The organism is Paraburkholderia sp. BR10954 (genome assembly GCF_040965775.1).
In the GTDB taxonomy this organism is placed as follows: domain Bacteria; phylum Pseudomonadota; class Gammaproteobacteria; order Burkholderiales; family Burkholderiaceae; genus Paraburkholderia; species Paraburkholderia youngii.
On record NZ_JBFRCK010000007.1, the window covers coordinates 254981 to 281440 of the forward strand.

The 26460-nt window shown below is 65.5% G+C and carries 20 protein-coding genes and 1 other RNA gene; 14 read left to right on the forward strand and 7 right to left on the reverse strand.

Annotation, left to right across the window (positions count from 1 at the left end; translation table 11 throughout):
* Nucleotides 1–41 precede the first annotated feature (41 nt).
* Nucleotides 42–2672, reverse strand: coding sequence for a DNA gyrase subunit A (gyrA, locus tag AB4Y34_RS13885; RefSeq protein ID WP_176105376.1), 2631 nt, complete (start codon nucleotides 2670–2672; stop codon nucleotides 42–44).
* A gap of 475 nt (nucleotides 2673–3147) precedes the next feature.
* Here gyrA and ompA point away from each other — a divergent pair, with 475 nt between their 5' ends.
* The 5 genes from ompA (at nucleotide 3148) to AB4Y34_RS13910 (ending at nucleotide 6344) form a co-directional block, all read left to right on the forward strand.
* Entirely contained in the window at nucleotides 3148–3795 is a 648-nt protein-coding gene (ompA, locus tag AB4Y34_RS13890) for an outer membrane protein OmpA (protein WP_026228725.1), read from the forward strand.
* Between the two features lie 235 nt (nucleotides 3796–4030).
* Nucleotides 4031–4729: a bifunctional 2-polyprenyl-6-hydroxyphenol methylase/3-demethylubiquinol 3-O-methyltransferase UbiG gene (gene ubiG, locus AB4Y34_RS13895; protein ID WP_368716325.1), complete on the forward strand. Its 699-nt coding sequence runs from the start codon at nucleotides 4031–4033 to the stop codon at nucleotides 4727–4729.
* Between the two features lie 41 nt (nucleotides 4730–4770).
* Nucleotides 4771–5484, forward strand: a complete 714-nt coding sequence (gph, locus tag AB4Y34_RS13900; RefSeq protein WP_368716326.1) for a phosphoglycolate phosphatase — start codon at nucleotides 4771–4773, stop codon at nucleotides 5482–5484.
* 87 nt (nucleotides 5485–5571) lie between these two features.
* Nucleotides 5572–5941, forward strand: a transfer-messenger RNA (tmRNA) gene (gene ssrA / locus AB4Y34_RS13905).
* Nucleotides 5942–6062: 121 nt separating this feature from the next.
* Complete coding sequence (locus AB4Y34_RS13910; RefSeq protein ID WP_368716327.1) at nucleotides 6063–6344, forward strand: hypothetical protein; 282 nt, start codon at nucleotides 6063–6065, stop codon at nucleotides 6342–6344.
* Here AB4Y34_RS13910 and AB4Y34_RS13915 read toward each other — a convergent pair.
* Complete coding sequence (locus AB4Y34_RS13915; RefSeq protein WP_176369263.1) at nucleotides 6341–6607, reverse strand: hypothetical protein; 267 nt, start codon at nucleotides 6605–6607, stop codon at nucleotides 6341–6343. The genes AB4Y34_RS13910 and AB4Y34_RS13915 overlap by 4 nt on opposite strands.
* 130 nt (nucleotides 6608–6737) lie before the next feature.
* Nucleotides 6738–7817, reverse strand: a complete 1080-nt coding sequence (locus AB4Y34_RS13920; RefSeq protein ID WP_176381300.1) for a substrate-binding domain-containing protein — start codon at nucleotides 7815–7817, stop codon at nucleotides 6738–6740.
* A 135-nt stretch (nucleotides 7818–7952) separates the two neighbouring features.
* Here AB4Y34_RS13920 and AB4Y34_RS13925 point away from each other — a divergent pair, with 135 nt between their 5' ends.
* Genes AB4Y34_RS13925 through AB4Y34_RS13940 form a run of 4 tightly spaced genes read left to right on the forward strand, consistent with a single transcriptional unit; the run spans nucleotide 7953 to nucleotide 13254 of the window.
* Entirely contained in the window at nucleotides 7953–8438 is a 486-nt protein-coding gene (locus AB4Y34_RS13925) for an NAD(P)H-dependent oxidoreductase subunit E (protein ID WP_368716328.1), read from the forward strand.
* Entirely contained in the window at nucleotides 8435–10009 is a 1575-nt protein-coding gene (locus AB4Y34_RS13930) for a formate dehydrogenase beta subunit (protein ID WP_368716329.1), read from the forward strand. Before AB4Y34_RS13925 ends, AB4Y34_RS13930 begins: the two co-directional genes overlap by 4 nt.
* Nucleotides 10010–10024: 15 nt before the next feature.
* On the forward strand, nucleotides 10025–12991 hold the full coding sequence (fdhF, locus tag AB4Y34_RS13935) for a formate dehydrogenase subunit alpha (RefSeq protein WP_368716330.1): 2967 nt from the start codon (nucleotides 10025–10027) through the stop codon (nucleotides 12989–12991).
* Nucleotides 12992–12999: 8 nt separating this feature from the next.
* Complete coding sequence (locus AB4Y34_RS13940) at nucleotides 13000–13254, forward strand: formate dehydrogenase subunit delta (protein ID WP_176369260.1); 255 nt, start codon at nucleotides 13000–13002, stop codon at nucleotides 13252–13254.
* Between the two features lie 75 nt (nucleotides 13255–13329).
* Here AB4Y34_RS13940 and AB4Y34_RS13945 read toward each other — a convergent pair whose 3' ends face one another.
* Nucleotides 13330–15024 carry an FAD-dependent monooxygenase gene (locus tag AB4Y34_RS13945; RefSeq protein WP_368716331.1) on the reverse strand — a complete coding sequence of 565 codons (1695 nt, stop codon included), beginning with the start codon at nucleotides 15022–15024 and terminating at the stop codon, nucleotides 13330–13332.
* Between the two features lie 191 nt (nucleotides 15025–15215).
* Here AB4Y34_RS13945 and AB4Y34_RS13950 point away from each other — a divergent pair, with 191 nt between their 5' ends.
* Nucleotides 15216–17063, forward strand: a complete 1848-nt coding sequence (locus tag AB4Y34_RS13950; RefSeq protein WP_368716332.1) for a tetratricopeptide repeat protein — start codon at nucleotides 15216–15218, stop codon at nucleotides 17061–17063.
* 76 nt (nucleotides 17064–17139) lie between these two features.
* Here the strand turns inward: AB4Y34_RS13950 and AB4Y34_RS13955 are convergent, their stop codons facing one another.
* Nucleotides 17140–18441 (reverse strand): MFS transporter, encoded by a 1302-nt coding sequence (locus AB4Y34_RS13955; protein ID WP_176124363.1) that lies wholly within the window; start codon nucleotides 18439–18441, stop codon nucleotides 17140–17142.
* 326 nt (nucleotides 18442–18767) lie between these two features.
* Between AB4Y34_RS13955 and AB4Y34_RS13960 the strand changes: the two genes are divergently transcribed.
* Together AB4Y34_RS13960 and AB4Y34_RS13965 are read left to right on the forward strand one after the other, a co-directional pair.
* Nucleotides 18768–19292 (forward strand): GNAT family N-acetyltransferase, encoded by a 525-nt coding sequence (locus AB4Y34_RS13960; RefSeq protein WP_176105364.1) that lies wholly within the window; start codon nucleotides 18768–18770, stop codon nucleotides 19290–19292.
* Nucleotides 19293–19470: 178 nt separating this feature from the next.
* Nucleotides 19471–20442 (forward strand): hypothetical protein, encoded by a 972-nt coding sequence (locus AB4Y34_RS13965; protein ID WP_368716333.1) that lies wholly within the window; start codon nucleotides 19471–19473, stop codon nucleotides 20440–20442.
* A 77-nt stretch (nucleotides 20443–20519) separates the two neighbouring features.
* Here the strand turns inward: AB4Y34_RS13965 and AB4Y34_RS13970 are convergent, their stop codons facing one another.
* Nucleotides 20520–21971, reverse strand: coding sequence for a gamma-glutamyl-gamma-aminobutyrate hydrolase family protein (locus AB4Y34_RS13970; RefSeq protein WP_368716334.1), 1452 nt, complete (start codon nucleotides 21969–21971; stop codon nucleotides 20520–20522).
* A gap of 127 nt (nucleotides 21972–22098) precedes the next feature.
* Nucleotides 22099–23856 (reverse strand): cation:proton antiporter, encoded by a 1758-nt coding sequence (locus AB4Y34_RS13975; RefSeq protein ID WP_368716335.1) that lies wholly within the window; start codon nucleotides 23854–23856, stop codon nucleotides 22099–22101.
* 213 nt (nucleotides 23857–24069) lie between these two features.
* On the opposite strand from AB4Y34_RS13975, the gene AB4Y34_RS13980 reads away from it, so the two are divergent.
* Together AB4Y34_RS13980 and AB4Y34_RS13985 are read left to right on the forward strand one after the other, a co-directional pair.
* Nucleotides 24070–25449, forward strand: a complete 1380-nt coding sequence (locus AB4Y34_RS13980; RefSeq protein ID WP_368716336.1) for an amidase — start codon at nucleotides 24070–24072, stop codon at nucleotides 25447–25449.
* Nucleotides 25450–25543: 94 nt separating this feature from the next.
* Nucleotides 25544–26053, forward strand: a complete 510-nt coding sequence (locus tag AB4Y34_RS13985) for a disulfide bond formation protein B (RefSeq protein ID WP_368716337.1) — start codon at nucleotides 25544–25546, stop codon at nucleotides 26051–26053.
* Nucleotides 26054–26460: the final 407 nt, after the last annotated feature.

Below are 26460 nucleotides of genomic sequence, written 5' to 3' on the forward strand. Positions count from 1 at the left end.
GCTTCAACGTATTAACTGAGACTGAAAGCCGCTGGCACGGATCAAGCCGCGCCGCCGCCCTCACCGCCGTTATCACCTTCAGCGGAGCCGTCGGAATCGCTTTCCGACTCGCCCTCGGCCTCAGCTACCTGTTGCAGACCGGACAGCTTGGTCCCTTCGTCAAGGCTGATGAGTGTAACACCTTGCGTTGCGCGTCCCATTTCGCGAATTTCCGACACGCGCGTGCGAATCAGCACGCCCGTCGTGGTAATCAGCATGATCTGCGCTTCCGAATCCACGAGCGTCGCGGCAACGACCCTGCCATTGCGCTCCGACGTCTGGATCGCGATCATGCCCTTCGTGCCGCGGCCGTGACGCGTGTACTCGGTGATCGGGGTGCGCTTGCCGAAGCCGTTCTCGGTTGCGGTGAGCACCGACTGCTGCTCATCGCCGGCCACCAGCAACGCAATCACGTTCTGGCCGTCTTCGAGCTGCATGCCGCGCACGCCGCGCGCCTCGCGGCCCATCGGACGCACGTCGTTTTCGTCAAAGCGCACTGCCTTGCCAGAATCAGAGAACAGCATCACGTCGTGCTGGCCATCGGTGATCGCGGCGCCGATCAGGTAATCACCCTCATCGAGACCGACCGCAATAATACCCTTGCGCAGCGGCCGGCTGAATGCCTCGAGCGGGGTCTTCTTTACCGTTCCTAACGCGGTTGCCATGAACACGAACTTGTCGGCCGAGAACTCCTTGACCGGCAGCACGACCGTGATCTTTTCGCCTTCCTGCAGCGGGAACATATTGACGATCGGCCGGCCGCGCGAATTGCGCGAGCCCTGCGGCACCTCGTAGACCTTGACCCAGTACACCCGGCCGCGATTCGAGAAGCACAGGATGTGGTCGTGCGTATTGGCGATGAACAGCGTGTCGATCCAGTCGTCTTCCTTCATGGAAGTGGCCTGCTTGCCACGACCACCGCGCTTCTGGGCCCGATATTCGGACAGCGGCTGCGATTTCACGTAGCCCGCGTGCGACATCGTCACGACCATTTCCTGCGGCGTGATCAGGTCTTCGGTGTTCAGTTCGGTCGCGTTCAACTCGATCTTCGAGCGACGCGCATCGCCGAATTCGGCCTTGATCGACGAAAGTTCGTCGACGATGATCGCCGAAATGCGTTCCGGGCGAGCCAGAATGTCCAGCAGGTCAGCGATCTGCGCCATCACATCGCGGTATTCGCCAATGATCTTGTCCTGCTCGAGACCGGTCAGGCGCTGCAGACGCATCTGCAGGATTTCCTGCGCCTGGGTATCGGACAAACGGTAGAGGCCATCGGCCTGCATGCCGAACGACGGGTTCAACCCCTCCGGACGATATGCTTCGCGACCGCCCGCCGACGCGTTATCCGTCTCGGCGCGCGACAGCATTTCGCGCACGAGCGACGAATCCCACGAGCGCGACATCAGTTCCTGCTTGGCGATAGGCGGCGTCGGCGCGGCCTTGATGAGCGCGATGAATTCGTCGATGTTCGCGAGCGCAACCGCCAGACCCTCGAGCACATGGCCACGTTCGCGCGCCTTGCGCAGCTCGTAGACGGTGCGCCGCGTCAGCACTTCCCGGCGATGCGACAGGAAGCACGTCAGCATTTCCTTCAGATTCAGGAGCTTCGGCTGACCGTCGACGAGCGCGACCATGTTCATGCCGAACGTGTCCTGAAGCTGGGTCGCCTTGTAAAGATTGTTCAGCACGACCTCGGGCACTTCGCCGCGCTTGAGCTCGATCACGACACGCATGCCGCTCTTGTCGGATTCGTCGCGGATGTCGGAGATGCCTTCGAGCTTCTTCTCGTTGACGAGCTCGGCGATACGCTCGAGCAGCGAGCGCTTGTTCACCTGATACGGCAATTCGTCGACGATGATTGCCATGCGCTGGCCACGGTCGATTTCCTCGAAGTGCGTCAGCGCGCGCATCACAACGCGGCCGCGACCGGTCCGATAGCCGTCGCGCACGCCGGCCACGCCGTAGATGATGCCGGCGGTCGGGAAGTCGGGTGCGGGGATGATCTCGATCAGCTCGTCGATCGTCGCTTCCGGGTTTTTCAGCAGATGCTGACACGCGTCGACGACTTCGTTGAGGTTGTGCGGCGGGATGTTGGTCGCCATGCCGACCGCGATGCCGGACGAGCCATTGATCAGCAGGTTAGGGATGCGCGCGGGCAGGATGGCCGGTTCATTCTCGCTGCCGTCGTAGTTCGGCACGAAGTCGACCGTTTCCTTGTCGATGTCGGCCAGCAGTTCGTGGCCGATCTTCGCCATGCGGATTTCGGTGTAACGCATCGCCGCGGCGTTGTCGCCGTCGACCGAACCGAAGTTCCCCTGGCCGTCGACGAGCATGTAGCGCAGCGAGAAGTCCTGCGCCATCCGTACGATCGTGTCGTAGACCGCAGTGTCGCCGTGCGGATGGTATTTACCGATGACGTCGCCGACGATACGCGCCGACTTCTTGTAGGCGCGGTTCCAGTCGTTGTTCAGCTCATGCATCGCATACAGCACGCGCCGGTGCACCGGCTTCAGGCCATCGCGGACATCGGGAAGCGCTCGCCCTACGATCACGCTCATCGCGTAATCGAGATACGAACGGCGCATTTCCTCCTCAAGGGAGATTGGCAGAGTCTCTTTGGCGAATTGATCCATTATCCGTATCTTTTACGTGCGAAGGCGGGGGTTCGCCGCAACTTCGCGTAAGCATTGCAGGCGCAACGCATCACGCGATTCTAACATGCCACGCATCCGCGCCCGACGCAGGTACGTATACATATTAGAGGGCACCCGCCAACACCTCGCCGATCGCACAATTTCAGGCTCACCAGGCTCGATTCCTGCGTAGGGCCAATTCCCCGCTCAGCCAGAGCCGGCGGACCGTTCAGACGAAAACATTTGTTGCGCATGCACCACATTTGGAGGGGGATTTGAATGGGGGCAGATTTTTTTTTCGTCGGAGGGGAACGATATGGCAAAATGCCAACGCACAAAGAGTCAGACACTGCTCGAAGTCTATACAGCCGGTTTTTGTTCCGCACCAATGTTATACTTCGAGCAATGTATGACTGGTCATCCGTCAACAGGCTCGCAGTAAACCTGCGGTAATCTCAATTTCGAGAGGAGAAATATGAATAAACTTTCAAAGCTCGCGTTCATTGCAGCTACCGCAGTTATGGCTGCATCCGCCATGGCGCAGTCGGTGCCGGCGTCGCGACAAGCTACCAACGACAACTGGGTGAATGGTACTGGCGAATACGTGTGGATGAACGGCACGAACGAGCTTTGCTGGCGCGATGCATTCTGGACGCCCGCAACGGCTAACGCCAAGTGCGACGGCGCTCTGGTTGCTCAGGCTCCGACCCCGCCGGCACCGGTCGCTCCGGCTCCGGCAATCTCCAGCGAAAAGATTACGTATCAAGCTGATGCGCTGTTCGACTTCGACAAAGCAATCCTGAAGCCGGCTGGCAAGGAACGTCTGAGCGAACTGGCATCGAAGATCCAAGGCATCAACCTCGAAGTCGTCGTTGCCACGGGCCACACCGACCGCATCGGTTCGGACGCTTACAACGACCGTCTGTCGCTGCGTCGTGCTCAAGCTGTGAAGGCCTTCCTGGTCAGCAAGGGCGTCGAAGCCAACCGTATCTACACGGAAGGCAAGGGCCGCCGCAACCCGGTTACCACCGGTTGCAACCAGAAGAACCGCAAGCAACTCATCGCCTGCCTCGCACCGGACCGCCGCGTGGAAGTCGAAGTTGTCGGTACGCCGAAGCAGTAAGCTGGAAAATTACCGCAGTATCGAAAGCCCCGCTTCGGCGGGGCTTTTTTTATGTGCGGGTGCCGCGACGTGGCGTGATGCGCGGCGGAGGAACACCCCGTTCCGCTACTAGCGGCTCGCAGCTCGGATTGGCAGCCACTCGCTGGCGCGCTTTTGCCGCTCTTTCTCTTGCCCTATATACTCAGAGTTTATCCTCGAGCGTCCGCTCACCGCTTTCATCGAGGCAGCCTTCGCCATGACCAACGCCGATCCCCACGAACTACAGAAATTCAGCGACCTCGCGCATCGTTGGTGGGACCCGAATGCCGAATTCAAACCACTGCACGAACTGAATCCGATTCGCCTGCGCTGGATCGACGCGCACGCGCATCTCGCCGGCAAAAAGGTGCTCGATATCGGTTGCGGCGGCGGCATCCTGTCGGAATCGATGGCAGGCTTGGGCGCGCATGTTAAGGGCATCGACCTGTCGACGCAGGCACTCGGCGTCGCCGATCTTCACAGTCTTGAAAGCGGTGTAACTGTCGATTACGAAGAAATCGCGGCCGAGGCGCTGGCCGCGCGCGAACCGGGCACCTATGACGTGGTCACCTGCATGGAAATGCTCGAGCACGTGCCCAGGCCGGCCGCGATCGTCGAGGCCTGCAAGAATCTCGTGAAGCCAGGCGGCTGGGTGTTTTTCTCCACGCTGAACCGCAACGTGAAGTCGTATCTGTTCGCGGTGATCGGCGCCGAATACATCGCACGAATGCTGCCGAAGGGCACGCACGACTACGCGCGCTTCATCCGCCCGTCCGAACTCGCCGGCTTCGTGCGCGCCGCCGATCTGCGCACGGCCGACATCAAGGGCATCGTGTACAACCCGCTCAGCAAGCATTTCGCGCTGTCGTCCGACACGAGCGTCAACTATATGCTCGCCTGTCGCCGCGACGCCTGACCTGCCAGAACCGCCCCGATCCGCCGTATCCGAAACGAATAATGAGCGACCCGACTCCCCTGCCGCAACGCGAAGACAACGACGACACGCTCGGCTTTTGCCTCGCCGTGCTTTTCGACCTCGACGGCACGCTTGCCGACACGGCGCCCGACCTCGCGGCCGCTGTCAATAAAATGCGCCACGACCGGGGACTCGAGATGGTGCCGCTCGAGAAGCTGCGCCCGCTCGCCTCGGCCGGAGCGCGCGGACTGATCTGCGGCGCGTTCGGCATCGGGCCCGATCATCACGAATTCGCATCGATGCGCGAGGAGTTTCTCGCGAACTACGAAGCGGACCTGTGCATCGAGACGACGCTCTTTCCTGGCATCGCGGAAGTGCTCGATGAACTCGACGCGCGCGGCGTGCGCTGGGGCATCGTCACGAACAAGATCGCGCGGCTCACCGAACCGCTCGTCGCGCAACTCGGGCTCGAGGAGCGCGCCGGCTGCGTGGTGAGCGGCGACACGACCCCACATTCGAAGCCGCACCCCGCGCCGCTGCTGCACGCGGCGCGTGAGCTGGACATCGCTCCGGAGCGCGTCGTCTATATCGGCGACGACCTGCGCGACGTGCAGGCCGGTTTTGCTGCCGGCATGAAGACCGTCGCCGCCGCGTACGGCTATTGCGGCAACGACATTCCGCCGTCACGGTGGCACGCGCAACACGTGGTGGAATCGACGGCCGAGTTGCAGACGCTGCTGCGCGACATTGTCTGACCAAGTCCGGCCAGCCAATGCGTACGACGCGTGCCGTCGATCTATTGTAAAATCTCCTTTGGCTCACATATGTGAGCAACGAACCGCGGGGGCGACCTGGTTTCGACAGGGGTTGCGAAGCGGCTAGGGCATGTCGAGGACCCGTCACCTCGTTAATCAATGGGAAAAACGTAACTGCAAACGACGATACGTTCGCACTGGCAGCCTAAGGGCCGCCGTCCTCTGCCTAGTTCACTGACGGGCTAGTGTCGCAAGACCGGTAGCAATACCGACAGAGGTCATATACGTCAGTTAAGCCTTGGCGGCGTCACGACGTCCGGGTCGAAAATCTAGTGAATCGCCGTAGCGCAGCGTGTTCGTCCGCGTCGCTGCGGTTAAATCAAAAGACAGAACTAAACATGTAGAACTGGTCGTAGAGGACTTCTGGACGCGGGTTCGATTCCCGCCGCCTCCACCAAACACCTGGCACGTTCGCAATGAACGGCTCCGAAAAACCCCGGTAGCTTCACGCTGCCGGGGTTTTTTATTTTCGGTACCGTCCGCGACCAACAACATGACCCGGTAGCACCGCCGGCTGCATGAGCAACTGGCCGGCGGCCACGGCGCCGACCGACAAGCCGTCGGACGACTGGACTCTAATCCCGAGCTCGGACGGCAAGCAGCGATGGGCGTACAAGGGCCATTCGCTGCACCACTACGCGGCCGATAAGCAGGCCGGCGATGCAAAGGGGACGGCTTCAAGAACACAGCCGGTCCGCAAACTGCGCCACCATTGCACCGGCCACAAAGCACAACGCCGGCCCCAAGGCCGGCGTTGCGTCAAACCTCGAAGCTCGGGCGAAGCCCGCGCCGTTCCTTAGTCGTCCTTCGGGCACTGCAGATTGCAGCCGCTCGGATCGCCCATGTCACCGCGCTTGCGCGCTGCCGATCGTTTGCCGTGCTGATACTTGTCCGACGGCGCGGACGCGGCGAACGGCATCTGCGGATGCTCGTTGAGGCGGAATTCATCGTTCAGGATGCCCCCCGGCACGCCAGGCGAGTTTTGCGCGTAAGCGACGGAGACGGTGGCACAGAGCACACCAGCCGCGGCAGCGGCGGCGCATGCGTGGAAAAGAGCTTTCATGTTGGTTCGGCGCGGCTTGCCGCGCGGTTAGAGCGGATACGAAGCCAAGAGAGTAGCCGAAACCGGCTTGCCGCGCAGCAGCGCGCGCCGAGCGCCATCGAGTTTCTGATTACGAGCTCTTACGCCGCCGTTAAGCTAGCGCGCCGCCGAGCCCCTCGTCGAGATCGACGAGCCTGCCGCAGTCGCACGGATCGTAGCCGGCGAGCTGCTCGACACGATGGTGAAACGCGCTGCCGCGCAACAGATTGATCACCGTCGCGAGCGGCGCGCGTGACAGGTGCGCGCGGTCGCATGCGAAGTAATAGTCCTCGTCGACGATCGGAATGAAGTCGAGCCCGAAATGATGCGCGGCGGGCTGCACGCCGAAGCCTATGTCCGCCATGCCGCTCGCGACGAACGCCGCGATCGCGGAGTGCGTCAGCTCGGTCGACGCATAGCCGTTCACGCGGTCCGGGTCCACCCCGATCTGTCGCAACGAAAGATCGAGCAGCATCCGCGTGCCCGAGCCCGGCTGGCGGTTGACGAAACGGATGTCGTCACGCGCCAGATCGCCGAGCCCGCCGATTCCCTTGGGATTGCCCTTGCCGATAAAGAGTCCTTGCTTGCGCCGGGTCAGATGCACGAGCACGTGGCGTTGCGGATCGAGCCAGCGCCGGTAGGTATCGGCGCACACCGCGCGAAACTCGCCGAGCGGCAGGTGAAAACCCGCCAGATCGCACTCGCCGCGCGCGAGCGCGCTGACCGCGTCGGCGCCGTCGCGGTACTTGATCTCGACCGGCAGGTCGTTGGCGACCAGTGCCGTTACGAGCGCGGCCACCGCATAACCGTGCGACGCGTGGATGCGCACGTTATCGGTGGGGGGCGCGAGCCAGCGGTTCAGATCGCTCGCCACTTCGCTCGCGAGCGCCTGCAGATTGCCGTCGAGCCGCTCACCGCAGAGCCGCTGCCCACGCAGCACCGCGTGTCCGAGGTCGGACAAAACCGAGCCGCGCCCCCGCTCTTTCGCGATCAGCGGACCACCAAGCCGCTCCTCGATGCTGCGCAGCAAACCCCACGCATGCCGGTAGGACAAACCCTTAAGCGCCGCGGCCTGCGCAATGCTGCCTGATTCATCGACAAGCGCGAGCAGCGGCACCACGTCAGACAGGCTGGCCTCGCGGCCGTCCGCACTCTTCACGACCAGCTCGACCTGACATTCGATCCTGACCATATATGTTTGACCGTTTCCTATTGCACGCGCCGGTTAGCCCGCCTATCTTTCGGCTATACCACATCGAATAAGCGAAGCATACGTGCACGTGTTATGAATAACAAGTGCATATATCGCTTTGGAGGAGCCCCCACTTTGGACGATTCTCTCGCCACGGCGCCGGATCAGCTCGTGCAACGACACGCGCAACCGGGCCGCACGCTCATGACGATCCTGCATGCGATCCAGGACGAACTCGGCTTTGTGCCACCTGCCGCAGTCGGACCGCTCGCCCGCGCGGTGAACCTGTCGCGCGCGGAAGTGCACGGCGTCATCACCTACTACCATCACTTCCGCACCACGCCGGCCGCGCCCGTCACGGTACAGCTGTGCCGCGCCGAAGCATGCCGCAGCATGGGCACCGAGGCGCTCGCCCAGCACATCGAGGCGCACACGGGTTGCCGCTTTGACACCGGTCACCACGACGACGCGACGGTAGAGCTCGAATCGGTGTACTGCCTCGGCCAATGCGCGCTGTCGCCGGCGATGATGCTCAACGGCACGCTGCACGCACGCGTTACGCCACAGAAATTCGACGCGCTGCTCGCCGCAGCCAGCAAACGCGTGGAGGTGCCGGCATGACGCGCATCTATGTTCCGCGAGATTCGTCGGCGCTCGCGCTCGGCGCCGATGCGCTGGCCGAAGCCATCGCCAGCGAAGCCGCGCGCCGCGGCATGGCGATCGAACTGATCCGCAACGGTTCGCGCGGGTTGCTGTGGCTCGAACCGCTGGTCGAAGTCGCGACGCCCGAAGGCCGCATCGGCTATGCGAATGTCGACGTGGAAGACGTCGCTGCGTTGTTCGACGCGGGCTTCGTCGACGGCGGCGAGCATGCGCGGCGCGTCGGCGTGGTCGACGAGATTCCGTATCTGAGGAAGCAGCAGCGCCTGACCTTCGCGCGGATCGGCATCACCGACCCGCTGTCCATCGACGACTACGTCTCACACGGCGGCCTCGAAGGCCTACGCAACGCGCTGCAAACCGACGGCGATGCCGCGTGCGAAGCGCTGATCCAATCCGGCCTGCGCGGCCGCGGCGGCGCGGCCTTCCCGGCCGGCATCAAGTGGCGCACGGTGCGCGGCGCGAAGGCCGCGCAGAAGTACGTCGTCTGCAATGCCGACGAAGGCGATTCGGGCACCTTCTCCGATCGCCTGGTGATGGAAAGCGATCCGTACGTGCTGATCGAAGGCATGATCATCGCGGGCATCGTGACTGGCGCAACCGTCGGCTACATCTATGTGCGCAGCGAATACCCGCACTCGATCGCGACGCTCGAAGCGGCCATCGCCCGCGCGCGCACCGCCGGCTGGCTCGGCGACAGCGTGCTCTCGAGCGGGCAGCGCTTCGAGCTGTTCGTCGCGAAAGGCGCGGGCTCGTACGTGTGCGGCGAAGAAACCGCGATGCTGGAATCGCTCGAAGGCAAGCGCGGCATCGTCCGCGCGAAGCCGCCGGTGCCCGCCCTCGTCGGTCTCTACGGCCAGCCCACCGTGATCAACAACGTGATCACGCTCGCCACGGTGCCGATCATCTTCGCGCGGGGCGCGGCGTTCTATAAGGACTTCGGCATGGGCCGCTCGCGCGGCACACTGCCGTTCCAACTGGCCGGCAACATCAAGCGAGGCGGCCTCGTCGAACTCGCGTTCGGCGTGACATTGCGCCAACTGCTCGACGACTTCGGCGGCGGCACCGCGAGTGGCCGACCGGCGCGCGCAGTGCAGGTCGGCGGTCCGCTCGGCACATATTTGCCGGAAAGCCAGTGGGACATCCCGATGGACTACGAAGCGTACGCGGCAGTCGGCGCGGTGATCGGCCACGGCGGTCTCGTCGTGCATGACGACACGTCGAACCTGGCCGAGCTCGCGCAATACGCGATGCACTTCTGCGCGCTCGAATCGTGCGGCAAATGCACACCGTGCCGGATCGGCTCGACGCGCGGCGTCGAAGTGATCGCGCGTATTCGTAATGGCGATACCTCGACGCGTCAAGTGCAACTGCTGCGCGATCTGTGCGACACGATGGTGTCCGGTTCGCTGTGCGCGATGGGCGGCATGACGCCGTTCCCGGTGCTGTCCGCGCTCGATCATTTCCCTGAGGACTTCGGTCTCGCCGCCGATGCCACTGCCGACCACGCCAGCAAAGCGGCCGCGGCCTGACACGAGGAGTTCACCATGTCCGACCAGTTCAACTCTCCCGTCCCCCTGGGGGGCGGCTGCGGCTCAGGCAACTGCGCGTGCAAGTCGCAAGCCATGGCACGCGCCGCCAACCCGTTCGCCGACGACACCGACTACGGCACCCCCGCGCGTCACTCGGACGTCGACGTGACGCTCGAAATCGACGGCCAGGCGGTGACCGTGCCCGCCGGCACTTCGGTGATGCGCGCGGCGGCCGAAGCCGGCGTCAACGTGCCGAAGCTGTGCGCGACCGATTCGCTCGAACCGTTCGGCTCATGCCGTCTGTGTCTGGTCGAAATCGAAGGACGACGCGGCTATCCGGCCTCGTGCACGACGCCGGTCGAAGCCGGCATGAAGGTACGCACGCAGACCGACCGTCTGCAGACGCTGCGTCGCAACGTGATGGAGCTGTACATCTCCGATCATCCGCTTGATTGCCTGACCTGCCCCGCCAACGGCGACTGCGAACTGCAGGACATGGCCGGCGTGACGGGCTTGCGCGAAGTGCGCTACGGCTTCGACGGCGAGAATCACCTGAAGGACAGGAAGGACGAATCGAATCCGTACTTCACGTACGACCCGTCGAAGTGCATCGTCTGCAATCGCTGCGTGCGCGCGTGCGAGGAAACCCAGGGCACGTTCGCGCTGACGATCACCGGACGCGGCTTCGAATCGCGAGTCGCGGCGAGCGAGAACCAGCCGTTCATGGAATCGGAGTGCGTGTCGTGCGGCGCGTGCGTGGCCGCGTGCCCGACCGCGACCTTGCAGGAAAAGACCGTTGTGATGCTCGGCCAGCCCGAGCACTCGGTCGTCACCACCTGCGCGTATTGCGGCGTCGGCTGCTCGTTCAAGGCTGAGATGAAAGGCAATCAGGTCGTGCGCATGGTGCCGCACAAGAACGGCCAGGCCAACGAAGGCCATGCGTGCGTGAAGGGGCGCTTCGCGTGGGGCTACGCGACGCACAAGGACCGCATCAAGAAGCCGATGATCCGCGCGAAGATCACCGACCCGTGGCGCGAAGTCAGCTGGGACGAAGCAATCTCGTACGCGGCATCGGAATTCCGTCGCATCCAGGCGAAGCATGGGCGCGATTCGATCGGCGGCATCACGTCGTCGCGTTGCACGAACGAAGAGACGTACCTCGTGCAGAAGCTCGTGCGCGCCGCGTTCGGCAACAACAACGTCGACACCTGCGCGCGCGTCTGCCATTCACCGACCGGCTACGGCCTGAAGACGACGATCGGCGAATCGGCCGGCACCCAGACGTTCGCCTCGGTCGATAAGGCCGACGTCATCATGGTGATCGGCGCGAATCCGACCGACGGCCATCCGGTGTTCGCCTCGCGTCTGAAGCGGCGCGTGCGCGAGGGTGCGAAGCTGATCGTCGTCGATCCGCGCCGGATCGACATCGTCGATACGCCGCACGTGAAGGCCTCGCATCATCTGCAATTGCGGCCCGGCACCAACGTCGCGATCGTCAACGCGCTCGCGCATGTGATCGTCACCGAAGGCCTGCTCGACGAAGCGTTCATCGCCGAGCGCTGCGAAACGCGCGCGTTCGAGCAGTGGCGCGATTTCGTCGCGCTGCCTGAGAACTCGCCGGAGGCGACCGAAGCGGCAACCGGCGTGCCCGCGCAACAGGTGCGCGAAGCCGCGCGCATCTACGCGAGCGCCGGCAACGCCGCGATCTACTACGGCCTCGGTGTCACCGAACACGCGCAAGGCTCGACGATGGTGATCGGCATCGCGAATCTCGCGATGGCGACCGGCAACATCGGCCGCGAAGGTGTCGGCGTGAATCCGCTGCGCGGCCAGAACAACGTGCAGGGCTCGTGCGACATGGGCTCGTTCCCGCACGAGCTGCCCGGCTATCGGCACATCGGCGATCCGCTCGTGCGCACGCAGTTCGAAAACGCGTGGAACGTCACGCTGCAACCGGAACCGGGCCTGCGCATTCCGAACATGTTCGACGCCGCGCTGCACGGCAGCTTCAAGGGGCTGTACTGCCAGGGCGAGGACATCGTGCAGTCGGACCCGAACACGCATCATGTGGCGGCGGCGCTGTCGTCGATGGAATGCATCGTCGTGCAGGACATCTTCCTGAACGAGACCGCCAAGTATGCACACGTGCTGCTGCCCGGCTCGTCGTTCCTCGAAAAGGACGGCACGTTCACCAATGCCGAGCGCCGCATCTCGCGCGTGCGCAAGGTGATGCCGCCGCTCGGCGGGTACGCGGACTGGGAAGTCACGCAGCTGCTGTCGCGCGCGCTCGGCTACGAGATGGACTACACCCATCCGTCCGAGATCATGGACGAAATCGCACGGCTCACGCCGACCTTCCACGGCGTGTCGTTCCAGAAGATCGACGAATTGGGCAGCATCCAGTGGCCGTGCAACGAGGACGCGCCCGACGGCACGCCGACGATGCACGTCGGTACCTTCGTGCGCGGCAAGGGCAGGTTCGTGATCACGAAGTTCATCGCCTCGCCGGAGAAGGTCACGCGCAAGTATCCGCTGCTGCTGACGACCGGCCGCATCCTGTCGCAGTACAACGTCGGCGCGCAGACGCGCCGCACCGACAACTCGCTCTGGCATGACGAAGACCGGCTCGAACTGCATCCGGACGATGCGGAGGAACGCGGTATCAAAACCGGCGACTGGGTCGGCATCGAATCGCGCGCGGGGCAGACCGTGTTGCGCGCGAAGGTGACGGAGCGCATGCAGCCGGGCGTCGTCTATACGACGTTCCACTTCCCCGAATCGGGCGCGAACGTGATCACGACCGACAGCTCCGACTGGGCGACCAACTGCCCCGAATACAAGGTGACCGCAGTGCAGGTGATGCCGGTCGAGCAGCCGTCGCAATGGCAGAAGGACTATTCGCGCTTCAGTAGCGAACAGCTCGATCTGCTGAAACGGCGCGAGCAGGCCGATTCGGCCGCGGCCGTTACCGCGGGCAAGTGAGGCGAGCCATGGACAATCGGAATCTGATCGACATGGCGAACCGGATCGGCGACTTCTTCGAGTCGATGCCCGACCACGAGGAAGCGCTGACCGGCGTCGCCGAACACATCCGCCGCTTCTGGGAGCCGCGCATGCGTCGCGCGCTGCTCGCAACGCTCGACGAAGCGCCGGACACCTATGGCATCGCGCTAACGAACTTCACGCGCGAGGCGATCGTCAGGTATCGCGAGAAGTTGACGCCGGCCCAGGCGTCGGCGGCTTAGGCTTAGACTTAGGCCCTTTCCTCAACCACCGTGGCACGGCGGCGAAATCCGCTGCCGCGCAACAGGCGACCCTGATCACAGCGTCGCCTGCTCGTGTATCTCTCCCCCCACCGCAAACCACGCCTCGCAGTGCCGTACTAGACCATGCAGGTCCGAGCCGGTGCGTCCGCGCGCGCTGATATAGCCATCGGGCCGCACCAGATAAAACGACGGCCGTGTGCGCCCATATGATTCGGACAGCGCCGGGCCGCCGTCGCCGCTCGTATCGGTGACGCGCCAGATCCGCACCGCGTTCGGCAGCAGCCGCTCGACCTCGGCGGCGAGCTTTTCCAGCTCCGGGTCCGGCGGCGCCGCATGCTTCGCAGCCGGATCGAGCGGCGTGCCGTCGACGGGCAGCGGCGGCACCAGCAGAAACAGCGAGAAGAACGCCGGATCGTGCAGATCGAAAATGCAGCCCACACCCGGCGCGCGCCCGAGCGGACCGTCGACGACATGCACCAGCGCATCCGGCGCGCGCTCGCCCGCGCGCGGGCCGCCGTCGAGCACGCGCTCGAGCGTCAGTGGACTGCGCCGGTACTGGATCGCCAGCTCGCTGATGGTCGCGCGCGCGGCATCGCGCAGCGGCCCCAGCGCGGCCAGCACCGGCATCACGCGCTCGCGCAGCAGCTTCAGCGGACCGTGATCGGCCTCGGCCATTTGCGTGATGAAGCCGGTCTGCCGCAGCACCTCGCGCTCGATCGGATGCCGTTCGGCGTGGTACGTGTCGAGCAGGCGATCCGGCGCCGCGCCGCCGATCACACGCGCGAGCTTCCAGCCGAGATTGAGCGCTTCCTGGATGCCGGTGTTCATGCCCTGCGCGCCCGCGGGGCTGTGCACGTGCGCGGCATCGCCGGCGAGGAAGATGCGGCCCACGCGCAGCCGATCGACCATCCGGCTATTCACGTGGAAATACGCCGACCACGCGAGATCCGACACGTCGACGCGCTCGCGCACGCGTCGCGCAATCAGCGCCTTGCATTGTTCGAGCGACGGCACTGCGGGGATGGCGGGCGGGGCGGCGCCGCCGGACGGCTCGACCGCATGATCGGCGATCAGTCGATGACGGCCGTGGCCCATCGGAAACAGCGCGACGAGACCGTCGCCCGACGCGAAGATATGGAACTCGTCGTCGGGCCAGTCGGTTTCCGCGTGCAGGTCAGCGAGCAGGAAGGTCTGCTCGAAGGTCTTGCCCTCGAAGTTCAGGCCGAGGCGATGGCGAATCGAGCTATGCGCGCCGTCGGCGGCGATCATGTATGACGGGCGCATGCCTTCCGTACGGCCGTCCGGGCGGCGCAGGGTCGCCTGAATGCTCGCGGAGCCTTGCATGAACGCCATCAGTTCGACGCCGCGCTCGACCTTCACGCCGAGCGTCGCCAGATGCTCGGTCAGGAGCCGCTCGGTCACCGACTGGTCGAGAAACAGCAGATAGGGATAGCGCGTGTGCAGCGGGTCGAAATCGAGCTGCGCAAGCCGCATGCCGTTCGAAAACAGATTCGCGACGCGCGCTCGATGGCCGAGTTCGAGAAACGGCTCGATCAGCCGATGCTGCTCGAGCAGCTCGAGCGTGCGTGCCTGAATGCCGATCGCGCGCGAGTAAGGGTTCGGCTGCGGCGCCTTGTCGATCAGACGCACGGGGATGTGAGCACGCGCGAGACTCATCGCTGCGGCAAGTCCGGTGGGACCGGCCCCGACGATCAGCACCGGCGACGCGTCGTAGGCGGCAGCGTCCATGCGGAACTCCGGAGGCGACAATGCGTTCTAGTGTACGCCGCCGCTCTCGCGCACACCGGTGCGCTGCATCAATCGCCCAGAAGGGACGCCGCGGCGCTGCAGAGGCCCCTGCGAGCCGCGCAAATCCGGGCCCCTTGCGCAAGTATGGGAAAATGCGGCCCAGTCTGATTGATCCGAATGCCCTCCCCGTCATGCAACCTGTATTTGACCGCGCGTTCGCGGCGCATCGTGACGGCCGCCTCGACGACGCCGAACGCGGCTACCGCGCCACGCTCGACCACGACCCCAGCCATGTCGATGCGCTGCATCTGCTCGGCGTGCTGCGCCACCAGCAGGGCCAGCACGCCGAAGCCGCGGCGCTCGTGCGGCGCGCGGTCGACCTGCGCCCCGAAGACGCGGCGCTGCAGCTGAACCTCGGCAATGCGCTGAAGGCGCTCGGCCAGATCGACGCCGCGATCGAGCAGTTCCGCAACGCGCTGACGCTCGCGCCGACGTTCCCGATGGCGCACTACAACCTCGGCAACGCGTACGCGTCGCTGGGCCGTCACGAAGACGCCGCCGATGCGTTCGAACGCTCGCTGCGCCTGCAGCCGGATGACGCGTCGTCGTACAACAATCTCGGCAATGCGCTGCACGCGCTCGGCCGTCACGCGGACGCGATCGCGTCGTTCCGGCGCGCGCTCGAACTGCGCCCCGGTCACGCCGGCGCGCTGAACAACATGGGCATGTCGCTGAACGCGCTCGATCGGCCGAACGAAGCGGTGCCCTGCTTCGAGGCCGCGCTCGCCGCCGAGCCGCGCTTCGTCGCCGCGCACTTCAACCTCGCGAACACGTTCGATGCGACCGGCCGACATGCGCAGGCGGTCGCATCATTCGAAGCGGCGCTGCGGCTGCAGCCGAACCTGCCGCCCGCGATCTACGGCATGGGCAACGCGCTCGCGGCGCTCGGCCGGGCCGAGCAGGCCTTGCCGTATCTGGAGCGCGCGGTCGGGCTCGACCCGCAATTCGCGCTCGCGTGGCTCGCGCTCGGCACCGCGCACCAGGCGCTCGGCGCGCACGCGGCCGCGGTGCGCGCGCTCGATCAGGCGTTGCGGCTGCGCCCCGACCTCGCGTCCGCGCATATGAACCGAGCGCTCGCGTGGCTTGCGATGCGCGACTTCGAGCGCGGTCTGCCCGAATACGAATGGCGCCTGCAAACCGTCGCGCAACCGGCGATCCAGACGCTGCCGCGCTGGCACGGCGAGTCAATCGACGAGTACACGCTGCTGATCCATGCCGAACAGGGTTTCGGCGACACGCTGCAATTCGTGCGCTTCGTGCCGCTCGCCGCGCAACGCGCCGCGCGCGTCGTGCTCGAAGTGCAGCCGCAGTTGGTGCCGCTGCTCGCGCCCGTCGCGCAGGCATGGCGCGTCTCGCTGATCGCGCAAGGTCAGCCGCGCCCCGCCGCCGATCTGCAGATTCCGCTGTTGAGCCTGCCGCTCGCGCTCGGCACGCGCTATGACACGATCGAAGCGCGCACGCCCTATCTGAGCGTGCCGCCGGCCTATCGCCGCAAATGGCGCGGCTCGCTCGGCGGTCAGGCGAAGCGCAAGATCGGGCTCGCGTGGTCAGGGCGCATCCAGCGCAACGAAACCCGCACGATGCCGCTCGCCGCGCTGGAGCCGCTGTTCGCGCTCGACGGCATCGACTGGATCGTGCTGCAGCCCGATCTGTCCGACGACGAACGCGCGGCGCTCGACGCCCATCCGCGCGCGGCCGCGATCCATCGCTTCGACCAACGGATCGGCGACTTCGCGGATACCGCGGCGATCGTCGAGCGGCTCGACGCGGTGGTGTCGATCGACACCTCGATCGCGCACCTCGCCGGCGCGCTGCGCAAGCCGCTGTGGCTGATGCTGCCGTTCGCCGCCGACTGGCGCTGGTTCGACGGCGACACGCGCAGCCCGTGGTATCCGGGCGCGACGCTGGTGCGTCAGCCGCGGCCGGGCGCGTGGGATGAAGTCGTCGAAGTGGTCGCCAACGAATTGCGCCACGGGTAGCGACGGCCACGCTCCGCCAACAAGCAAAAACCCCGCTTTCGCGGGGTTTTTGCTTTCGGAACATGGGGCGAACCCGTCAGGCCGCCCGATACTGATTGCGCGCCTCCGGCGTGCGATACAGGAACAGCGTCGCGAGCAGACCGCAGATCGCCGCCACGCCGAGAACCAGACCCGGCGCCGCCTTGTTGTTGGTCACGTGGATCAGCAGCGTGGCGATGGCCGGCGTGAAGCCGCCGATCGTCGTCGCGAGACTGTACGCGAGCGAGAAGCCGGCGGTCCGCACTTCGACCGGCATCACTTCGGTCAGCGCGACGACCATCGCGCCGTTGTAGCAGCCATACAGGAACGACAGCCACAGCTGCACGGCGAGCAGACGCGCGAACGACGGCTCGGCGACGAGCCATTGCAGCGCCGGATACGCGGTGAGGATCGTCAGGATCGTGAACGCGAGCAGCACCGGACGGCGGCCGATGCGATCGGACAACGCGCCGGACACCGGCAGCCAGATCAGGTTCGAGATACCGACGCAGACGGTGACGACCAGCGCGTCGATCGCCGTCAGCTTCAACACCTCCTTGCCAAAGGTCGGCGTATAAGCCGTGATCATGTAAAACGACACGGTCGTCATGACGACCATGCCCATGCCGCCCAGCACGACGGGATAGTTCGCGGCCATCGACTTCAGGATCTCGCCCATGCCCGGGCGATGCTTGCGAGCCGTGAACTCCTCGGTCTCCTGCAGCGAGCGGCGGATGATGAACAGGAACGGCACGATCAGACAGCCGATCAGGAACGGCACGCGCCAGCCCCACGCGAACATCTGGTCGGCGGGAAGAATCTTGTTGAGCCCCACGCCGATCAGCGCGGCGAATACCACCGCGACCTGCTGGCTGCCCGACTGCCACGAGCAATAGAAGCCCTTGTTGCCCTTCGTCGCGATCTCCGACAGATACACCGACACGCCGCCGAGCTCGGCGCCGGCCGAGAAACCTTGCAGCAGCCGGCCGAACAGCACGAGCACGGGCGCCACGAGTCCGATGGTCGCGTAGCCCGGTATCGTCGCGACCGTCAGCGTGCCGAGCGCCATCAGGCTCAGCGTGAGGATCAGGCCTTTGCGACGCCCGTGATGGTCGATGTAGGCGCCGAGCACGATCGCACCGAGCGGACGCATCAGGAAGCCCGCGCCGAATACGGACAGCGACAGCATCAGCGACGCGAAATCGCTGCCGCTCGGGAAGTAGGTCTTGGCGATCGCGGAAGCGTAGTAGCCATAGACCATGAAGTCGTACATCTCAAGAAAGTTGCCGCTGACGACGCGGAACACTGTCTTGACCTTGGATTCTTTGGTATTGGAAGCGGCGTGGGTGGCGGTAGACATGACACTCTCGGAGAGGCCCGCCGCCCAGTCGGACGGATCGACGCGGACGGTGACGAGCGGGCAGTTGGAACGATCCACTGCGCTTGGCAAGCGGATCCCGCAGACGGACACGCGGTTATCGATTGGCGAAGCGCGCCCGGGGGCGCCGCATTCCGCTGCCCACGGTGTTCATCCGAGACTAGGGTAAACGCTGAGCTTGATGCGGGGCCGATGCCACGTAATGTTACTGCTGATAAGGTCGCCGCGAAACGCATACAGTTTGCTTACGCGCGACACCTGCGGGCGGCGGTAGACTGCCCGCGCAAGCCATTCAGTTGACTACTCCGATGCAAACCACCCCTGCTCTTTCCCTGCGCCCCGCCACGCTCGAGGACGCCGCGCTGATCGCGTCGATCCACAGCGCCAGCTGGCAGGCGACCTATCGCGGTCTGTTGCCCGACGCGTTCCTCGACGGCGAAGTCACGCGCGAACGCGCCGCCTATTGGGAAGCGCGTCTCGGCGCGCCGGGCGGCGAGCGCCGCATCGTGCTGATCGCCGAATTGGCCGGCGAGCCGATCGGATTCGTGTGTGTCGAGCGACAGCCGGAGTCCGCATGGGGCGTGCTGCTCGACAACCTGCATGCGCTGCCCGGTTATCAGGGCATCGGCGTCGGCAAAACACTGATGCACGCAGCCGTTGACTGGACCCGCGCGCAAGGCGAGGCCCAGTTGTATCTGTACGTGCTCGAGGGCAACACGGCGGCGATCGGCTTTTACGAGCGGCACGGCTGGCAGTTGGTCGGCGCGGAGCCCGACCATATGGGCGGCGTCGATATCACCGCGCTGCGCTACGTGTACCGGTTGAAGCCCTGAGCATCGCAGTTGAACGCACGTGCAGCGCGCCCGAGATGTCCCCGTTTTCGGAGTCATCTGAAGGGTGGACAAGGTAGTTTCGAGGCACGATATTCTGTCGCCGATGGCTTCATCGGTCCCCTACAGATTCCGTCCCTGCCTCGCCGGTCGTCCTGTCACGAGACACCGGAAGAAACCGATGACCAGCACGCCGCTCACCTTGATCGAAGGCGCATTCGCCCTTCCCCCTCTCCGTCCGCTCAATCAACTTTCCGAACCGTTCGGCCGCGATTGGGCGTTGCTGCCGGACGCTCAGTGCTGGCGAGCCGGAATCGATTCGCTGTATGCCGCGCTGCTGCGCACCGTCTGCATCAGGGATCAGCCGTTGCTGTCGTATGGGCAGTGGGTGTCGATCGAGGGCGCGCTGGGCGGCGTGACGCGTCCGGCCGAGGCTCCGGTCGCGGACGCCACGCAGCATGCCGCGGAAGCGGCGCATACCGCGACGGTGACGCGTCCCGCTATGCAACGGAAGGTGCCTCAGGGTCCAATGCGTATCGCGCTCAAGGCCCGCTCGCCGCGAATCGCGCAACGGCGCTCAGTTTGGAATCGACGTACTGTCGCGGCGAGTGCCGGGGTAATCGGCTGCGTCGCGGCGCTAGTGTGGTGGATCGTCGATCAGCCCCTGGCGCCGCGGCACATGGCCTCCGAGATGCTGAAGTCGGCGCAGGCGTTGATGCCGCGTCGCGATGCGCCGGTGATTGCCGAGGCCGTCACACCGGCTGCTGTGCTTCCGCCATTACCTGTCGACGTGGCCGCCGCTGCACCCGCGCCCATAGCGGCTTTGCCTCAGCGCAACACCAGGCGAAATCCGCGCACGCCGCGTGATGCGATTCACTCCTCGCCTGCGCGTCGTGCGCTTCGCGCGCAAACGCGTCCGCTTTCGGTAAATCGCCATGCCGCAAACGAGTCGTCGCATGAAGCGCGCGTTCGAACCCGGTTCGGCGATGACGAATATGCCGACGTGACGACTTTCGCGATGATGTCCTCACGCGACGCCGCGCCGCTGCCGCGCCCCACCGTGTCGAACGATCGGCCGGCGGACAGCTCCGAGTGGATGAATCACATATCGCAGCGACGCGTCACCGAAATCCCGGAACAATTCGCGCAATGATCGCCGCCAGCCACATAGCGTGGCAGTGCGTCAAATGGGTGGGACGGGCCCGTCGGGTCAACGCGAACCCGCCCAGCTCAAAACCGCGTCTCCCGCGCGACCCGCAGGAACGTATCGAGCAACGGCGTGCAATCGAGCAGCTCCGGCCCGCCCGCGCGATGAAACTCCGGATGCCACTGCACGCCCATCACGAACGGCGCCCGCCGATAGCGCACGGCCTCGATGATGCCGTCCGACGCCGACACCGCCTCGATATTCAGATCGCGGCCCAGCGTCTTCACCGCCTGATGGTGGATCGAGTTGACGATCGCATCGCGTCGTCCGGGGAACATGTTCAGCAGCGTCGAGCCATCGGGAAAATGCACGCCATGCCGGTGCTGATCGTAGTTCTCGTTGACATGGGCGTTCGCGGTAGGCACATCGGTCGCGATGTCCTGATACAGCGTGCCGCCGAACGCGACGTTGATCAGCTGGCAGCCGCGGCACACGCCGAGCACCGGCTTGCCCGATTCGACGAACTCGTGCAGCAGTTCGAGCTCGTACATGTCGCGCACGCGGTCACCGGGCCATTCGTGGCTGCTCGCCGTTTCCGCGTAGGTCTGCGGCGACACGTCGGCGCCGCCTTGCAGCAGCAGGCCGTCGAGATGCTTCGCATAGTCGCGCAGACGGATGTTGCTCGGGTGCAGCATGCCCTGATGACCGACGGTCGGGATCATGAATACCAGCACGTCGCGCGACATCACCCAGTGCGCGATCGACTCCTCCAGATACTGCAGCGTCTTGCCGCGCAAGCCCTTCGCGCCCGGTTCCGGGTGGAAGATGCGCGCCGACACGCCGATGCGCAGCGTGCGCTGCGTGATCCGCTGTCCCGCGCGATCGAACAGCTGCCGCGCGCGCGCCGCGACGATACGGCCGAACACGCTCCACGCCGAATCGCTCTGCTTCAGATAACGCGGCGGCGACGGCGGAAGCGCGTTGGGCGGAGGCGGATTGGTGGCGCTGAAATCGGGTGCCGCGCCGAATCCGGGCGGCGGCGAGCCGGGCGCGCGCGCCGCGGGCGCGGCGGTTTCCTCGGTGGCGATCTCGCCGTCGGTGGCGACGTCCGCAGCGCTGAGGCCGCCACCCACTAGAGGCTCGCCGGCGGCTGCCGTCGGTTTGACGGCTGGCTCGGGTTTCACCGTGGTCGCGCCGCCGGGGCGCGTACCGGCGCGCCGCGCTTCGCGCTCGTGCACCGCGGCTTCCTGGCGCGCGGTCGATTCGGCGGCGGCGCTGCGTGCCTCCGCCGCGTCGCGCAACCGCGCCGTGCGCGGATCTTCGCGAGTAACTGATGATGCGCTGATCGGATCGTCGGTCGACGAAAGCGCGGTCGCCTCCTCGGTGGCCGGGCTCGTGTCTTTGGCGGCCGACTGGGTGGCATCTTCATGCGACGGAGGAAGCGAGGGTGCCGGTGCGGCCGGCGTGCCGCTCGGCGCGGGCGAGCTCGGCGGTGGACTGCCGGTCGTGCCGGCGTTTTCGGGTTTGTCGCTCATGACTGTCGGACCGGCGCCTTCCGCGCGAACGAATGAATATGCCCTGATTATCCGTCAGTGCAGCAGGCCCGGCAAACCCGCAAACAATTACTCACATTGTTGCGAAGCTTTACACAAACCCTCTGAATCAAGGGTCTGGCCGCTCGTCGAAAGTCTCCCGCAACGCGATCTGCATCGACGCGTGAATCTTCACGCACCATCGCCACACGAGCGTGAGCAGCAGCGCGGCGCACGCGAGCACCGCGACGAGCAGGCCCGTCGGCGGCAGGATGCTGCCCGACAGCGCCGCCACCAGCAGAAACACGCCGATCATCGACACGATCGGCACGAGGTCGGCGATCGCGTGACGCAGCGCGCTGGTGAAGCGCCCGGCAGCGGTCGGCTGCACGCTGACTTCGGCGAGCAGCAGCGCGAGCGACTTGGTTTTGCGATACACGGCCACGAGGAACGGCAGCGACGCCACCAGCGCGACACTCCACTGCACGACGCGTTGCAATGGCTCATCGTCGAGCCAGTGCGCGAGCAGCCGGCCGCTATGCGGCGCGCTATACGACACGACCAGGAAAATCGCCGCGACGAGCGCGAGATTCACCGCGATCTGCACGACGATGCGCCGCGTCATGCTGATCAGCGTCGGCTCGCCGCGCGCCGCGATCAAACTGCGCAGCCATTGCCCGTACATGCCGAACGCGTTGGATAACGTGGCGGGCATCGCATTCGCGATGCGGCGCGTCAGCGGATCGGCGACGCGGATCAGATAGGGGGTCGTCAGCGTGGTCAACGCCGACACGGCGACCGCGATCGGATACAGAAACCCGCTCGTCACCTTCAACGTCAAACCGAGCGTCGCGATGATGAACGAGAACTCGCCGATCTGCGACACGGTCATGCCGACGCGCATCGACGTGCGCCCGTCCTGCCCCGACAAAAACGCGCCGAGCCCGCACGACACGATCTTGCCGACGATCACCGCGAACGTGATCACGGCGATCGGCCATCCGTAGTCGAGTATCACGGCCGGGTTCAGCATCAGTCCGATCGTCACGAAGAAGATCGCGGAAAATGCGTCGCGCAGCGGCGCGATCAGATGCTCGATCCGATGCAGATGGCGCGACTCGGCCATGATCGCGCCGATCAGAAACGCGCCGAGCGCGATGCTGTAATCGAGCTTGACGACCAGCAGGCAGAAGCCGAAGCAGAAGCCGAGCACGGACACGAGCATCATCTCGCTGCTGCCGGTGCGCGCGACGTAGTTCAGCGCGCGCGGCACGAGCAGCACGCCGACCAGCAGCGACACCGTCATGAACAGCAGCAGCTTGCCGAGCGTGACGGCCGCGATCCCGGCCGACAACTGCCCGGTCTGCGCGATGCCGGTCAGCAGCACGAGCATCGCGATGCCGAGAATGTCTTCGACGATCAGAATGCCGAACACGAGCTGCGCGAAGCTTTCGCGTTTGAGTCCGAGGTCGGACAGCGCCTTCACGATGATCGTGGTCGACGAGATCGCGAGGATCGCGCCGAGGAACAGCGAATCCATCGGGCTCCAGCCGAATGCATTGCCGATCGCGTAGCCGATCCACAGCATCAGTACGATCTCGGACAGCGCGGCGACGATCGCCGTCGCGCCGACCTTGAACAGCTTGCGCAGGCTGAATTCGAGACCCAGCGAAAACATCAGGAACACGACGCCCAGCTCGCCGAGCGTCTGAATCGTCTGTTCGTCATGGATCAGCTGGAACGGCGGCGTGTACGGTCCGATGATCACGCCGGCCACGATATAGCCGAGCACCACCGGCTGCTTCAGGCGATGGAACAGCACGGTGACGACGCCCGCCAGCGCCATCACGACGGCCAGATCCTGGATGAAGCCAATGCCATGGTGCATGAGCGTTTTCCTTACAAACGGTAATCTCGGAAAGCGCAGTGTAACAAACGGGCCGGCGATGTTTTTGGCGAATTTACGCGCCGCGCCGCGCCGGCCCTGGCAGGCCGCTCGGCCGCAAAACCTTGCTCTACAATGCGGACGGACCTTTCCGTTGGCTCGACACCGCCCCGCTCATGCGCCCGAGCCGCGCTCAACCGGATCTCTACCGACATCATGGCCACTGACTTCGCTCCGTTCCCGCCGCTTGCCCAGCTTGCCGCCGATCTCGCCGCCGGCCGCACCACCAGCCGCGCGCTCGTCGAAACCGCGCTCGAGCGGATCGCCGACCCCGCCGGCCAGGGCGCCGCCGTCTTCATGCACGTCGACGCCGATGCCGCCCGCGCCGCCGCCGACGCGCACGATCGCCTGCGCGCGGCCGGCACCGTGCTGTCGCCGCTCGCCGGGATTCCGGTGTCGGTCAAGGACCTGTTCGACATCGAAGGCCAGCCGACCCGCGCGGGCTCCGTCGTGCTCGCCGATGCGCCAGCCGCGAAAGCCGACGCGGTCGCGGTCGCGCGGCTGAAGCGGGCCGGCGCCGTGATCGTCGGGCGCACCAACATGAGCGAGTTCGCGTTTTCCGGGCTCGGCCTGAATCCGCACTACGGCCATCCGTTGTCGCCGTACCGGCGCGGCGTGAAGGGCGACGAGCGGGTTTCGGGCGGCTCGTCGTCGGGCGCGGCGGCATCGGTCGCCGACGGCATGGCGGCGGTCGCGCTCGCCACCGACACCGGCGGCTCGATCCGCATTCCAGCCGCGTTGTGCGGGCTGACCGGCTTCAAGCCGACCGCCGCGCGCATCCCGAAGCAAGGCGGCGTGCCGCTGTCGTCGACGCTCGATTCGTTCGGGCCGATCGGTGTATCGGTCGCCTGCTGCGCGCTGGTCGACCGGATGCTCGCCGGGCTCGAGCCGCGCATCCCGGCCGCGCGGCCGCTCGAAGGCGTGCGTCTCGGCGTGCTGACCAACTTCGTGACCGACGGCGTCGAGCCCGAAGTCGCGCGCGCGATCGACACCGCGCTCAAGCACCTGGAGGCGGCCGGCGCGATCGTCAGCGAGGTGCGCTTCGCGCCGCTCGACCGCCTGCCGGAAATCAACCGCTTCGGCTTTTCGCCGATCGAGGCGTATGCGTGGCATCGCCCGCTGCTCGACAAGCATCGCGAGCAGTACGACCCGCGCGTGCTCGTGCGCATCATGAAAGGACAGCCGGCCACCGCGGTCGACTATCTGGACCTGCTCGCCGAGCGCGCCGCGATGCTCGACGAAGCCGCGCGCACGCTGTGGCAGCGTTTCGATGCGGTCGTCGCGCCAACGGTGCCGGTCGTGCCGCCGCGCCTCGCCGACCTGCTCGACGACGACGACACGTTCGGCCACACTAACGCGCTGATCCTGCGCAACCCGAGCGCGTTCAACTTCCTCGATAGCTGCGCGCTGTCGCTGCCGTGCCATCTGCGCGGCGACGCGCCGGTCGGCCTGATGCTGGCGGGCGCGCCGTACGCCGACGACGCGCTGCTCGCAATCGGCCGCGCGGCCGAGGCGGTGTTGAAAGCGATCCGTTAAAGCGCGGCAATCGTCAGGCGATAAGCGGCGCGAAAGGCGTTCGCGCTAGAATCGCCGGCACCCGCTCTATCGTCTCCAGACCAATCGAAGATCCATGACTAACGACTCCGCGATGCTGCGCCGCGAGCGCACCCTGCTGAATCTGCTCGGCCTGATCTGTCTCGCCCTCGTAGGCGGTGCGCTGTACCTGCAGTTCGGCCTGCGCGAAGACCCGTGCCCGCTGTGCATCATCCAGCGCTATTTCTTTCTGCTGATCGCGATTTTCGCGTTCCTCGGCGCGCGCTTCAAGAACTGGCGCGGCGTGCGCCTGCTCGAAGTGATGGCGGCGCTGTCGGCGCTCGCCGGCATCGCGACCGCCGCGCGCCATGTGTACATCCAGGCGAATCCTGGCTTCAGCTGCGGCTTCGACGAGCTGCAGCCGATCGTCGACAGCCTGCCGCCCGCGCACTGGCTGCCGAGCGTGTTCAAGGTCGCGGGCCTGTGCGAAACCGCATATCCGCCGATTCTCGGGCTGACGCTGCCAATGTGGTCAGGCGTCGCGTTCATCGTCGCGTTCGTCGCGCTGATGCTGAGCCTAGTGGGCAATCGCCATCGGGTGTCATGACGACCGATCCGCATTGCCAATGACGCCGGACTTCGTGTCGCCCATGCTTGGGCCACCGGAGTCCGGCGTTTTTTTCTGCGCGATGTCCGCCCATCGCGCACCATTGTCGTCGCTCCCCGCTCCGCGCACGCAACTTCTCGCTGCCGCGCGAATCGTACCAGGATCATGATCGCCGCCGCATGAGCTTCATGCGACGCGGGAAATATTTTCGGGCCGGGGTAGTGCTATCTTCGGGTATGGATGGCGATCTACGTGCGCGAGGCCGGTTTTTGCGACCCCATGCGTAACGCGCGCCCGGTCCGCACTGTCTTCCGATCCGCCATGACAACGCAAACCATCCGCTTCTATCACCAGGGGTCCGTCCGCGAGGTCGCGGGCGTTCCGGCGACGCGCACCGTGCTGCAGCA

What these genes read in the sequence shown, in the direction of transcription:
- AB4Y34_RS13950 (WP_368716332.1), top strand. Translation starts at nt 15,216, where the DNA reads ATGCAACCTGTATTTGACCGCGCGTTCGCGGCGCATCGTGACGGCCGC.
- gyrA (WP_176105376.1), bottom strand. Translation starts at nt 2,672, where the DNA reads ATGGATCAATTCGCCAAAGAGACTCTGCCAATCTCCCTTGAGGAGGAA.
- AB4Y34_RS13975 (WP_368716335.1), bottom strand. Translation starts at nt 23,856, where the DNA reads ATGCACCATGGCATTGGCTTCATCCAGGATCTGGCCGTCGTGATGGCG.
- AB4Y34_RS13910 (WP_368716327.1), top strand. Translation starts at nt 6,063, where the DNA reads ATGAGCAACTGGCCGGCGGCCACGGCGCCGACCGACAAGCCGTCGGAC.
- AB4Y34_RS13970 (WP_368716334.1), bottom strand. Translation starts at nt 21,971, where the DNA reads ATGAGCGACAAACCCGAAAACGCCGGCACGACCGGCAGTCCACCGCCG.
- ubiG (WP_368716325.1), top strand. Translation starts at nt 4,031, where the DNA reads ATGACCAACGCCGATCCCCACGAACTACAGAAATTCAGCGACCTCGCG.
- AB4Y34_RS13985 (WP_368716337.1), top strand. Translation starts at nt 25,544, where the DNA reads ATGACTAACGACTCCGCGATGCTGCGCCGCGAGCGCACCCTGCTGAAT.
- AB4Y34_RS13930 (WP_368716329.1), top strand. Translation starts at nt 8,435, where the DNA reads ATGACGCGCATCTATGTTCCGCGAGATTCGTCGGCGCTCGCGCTCGGC.
- AB4Y34_RS13915 (WP_176369263.1), bottom strand. Translation starts at nt 6,607, where the DNA reads ATGAAAGCTCTTTTCCACGCATGCGCCGCCGCTGCCGCGGCTGGTGTG.
- gph (WP_368716326.1), top strand. Translation starts at nt 4,771, where the DNA reads ATGAGCGACCCGACTCCCCTGCCGCAACGCGAAGACAACGACGACACG.
- AB4Y34_RS13920 (WP_176381300.1), bottom strand. Translation starts at nt 7,817, where the DNA reads ATGGTCAGGATCGAATGTCAGGTCGAGCTGGTCGTGAAGAGTGCGGAC.
- AB4Y34_RS13960 (WP_176105364.1), top strand. Translation starts at nt 18,768, where the DNA reads ATGCAAACCACCCCTGCTCTTTCCCTGCGCCCCGCCACGCTCGAGGAC.
- AB4Y34_RS13945 (WP_368716331.1), bottom strand. Translation starts at nt 15,024, where the DNA reads ATGGACGCTGCCGCCTACGACGCGTCGCCGGTGCTGATCGTCGGGGCC.
- AB4Y34_RS13955 (WP_176124363.1), bottom strand. Translation starts at nt 18,441, where the DNA reads ATGTCTACCGCCACCCACGCCGCTTCCAATACCAAAGAATCCAAGGTC.
- AB4Y34_RS13940 (WP_176369260.1), top strand. Translation starts at nt 13,000, where the DNA reads ATGGACAATCGGAATCTGATCGACATGGCGAACCGGATCGGCGACTTC.
- fdhF (WP_368716330.1), top strand. Translation starts at nt 10,025, where the DNA reads ATGTCCGACCAGTTCAACTCTCCCGTCCCCCTGGGGGGCGGCTGCGGC.
- AB4Y34_RS13965 (WP_368716333.1), top strand. Translation starts at nt 19,471, where the DNA reads ATGACCAGCACGCCGCTCACCTTGATCGAAGGCGCATTCGCCCTTCCC.
- ompA (WP_026228725.1), top strand. Translation starts at nt 3,148, where the DNA reads ATGAATAAACTTTCAAAGCTCGCGTTCATTGCAGCTACCGCAGTTATG.
- AB4Y34_RS13980 (WP_368716336.1), top strand. Translation starts at nt 24,070, where the DNA reads ATGGCCACTGACTTCGCTCCGTTCCCGCCGCTTGCCCAGCTTGCCGCC.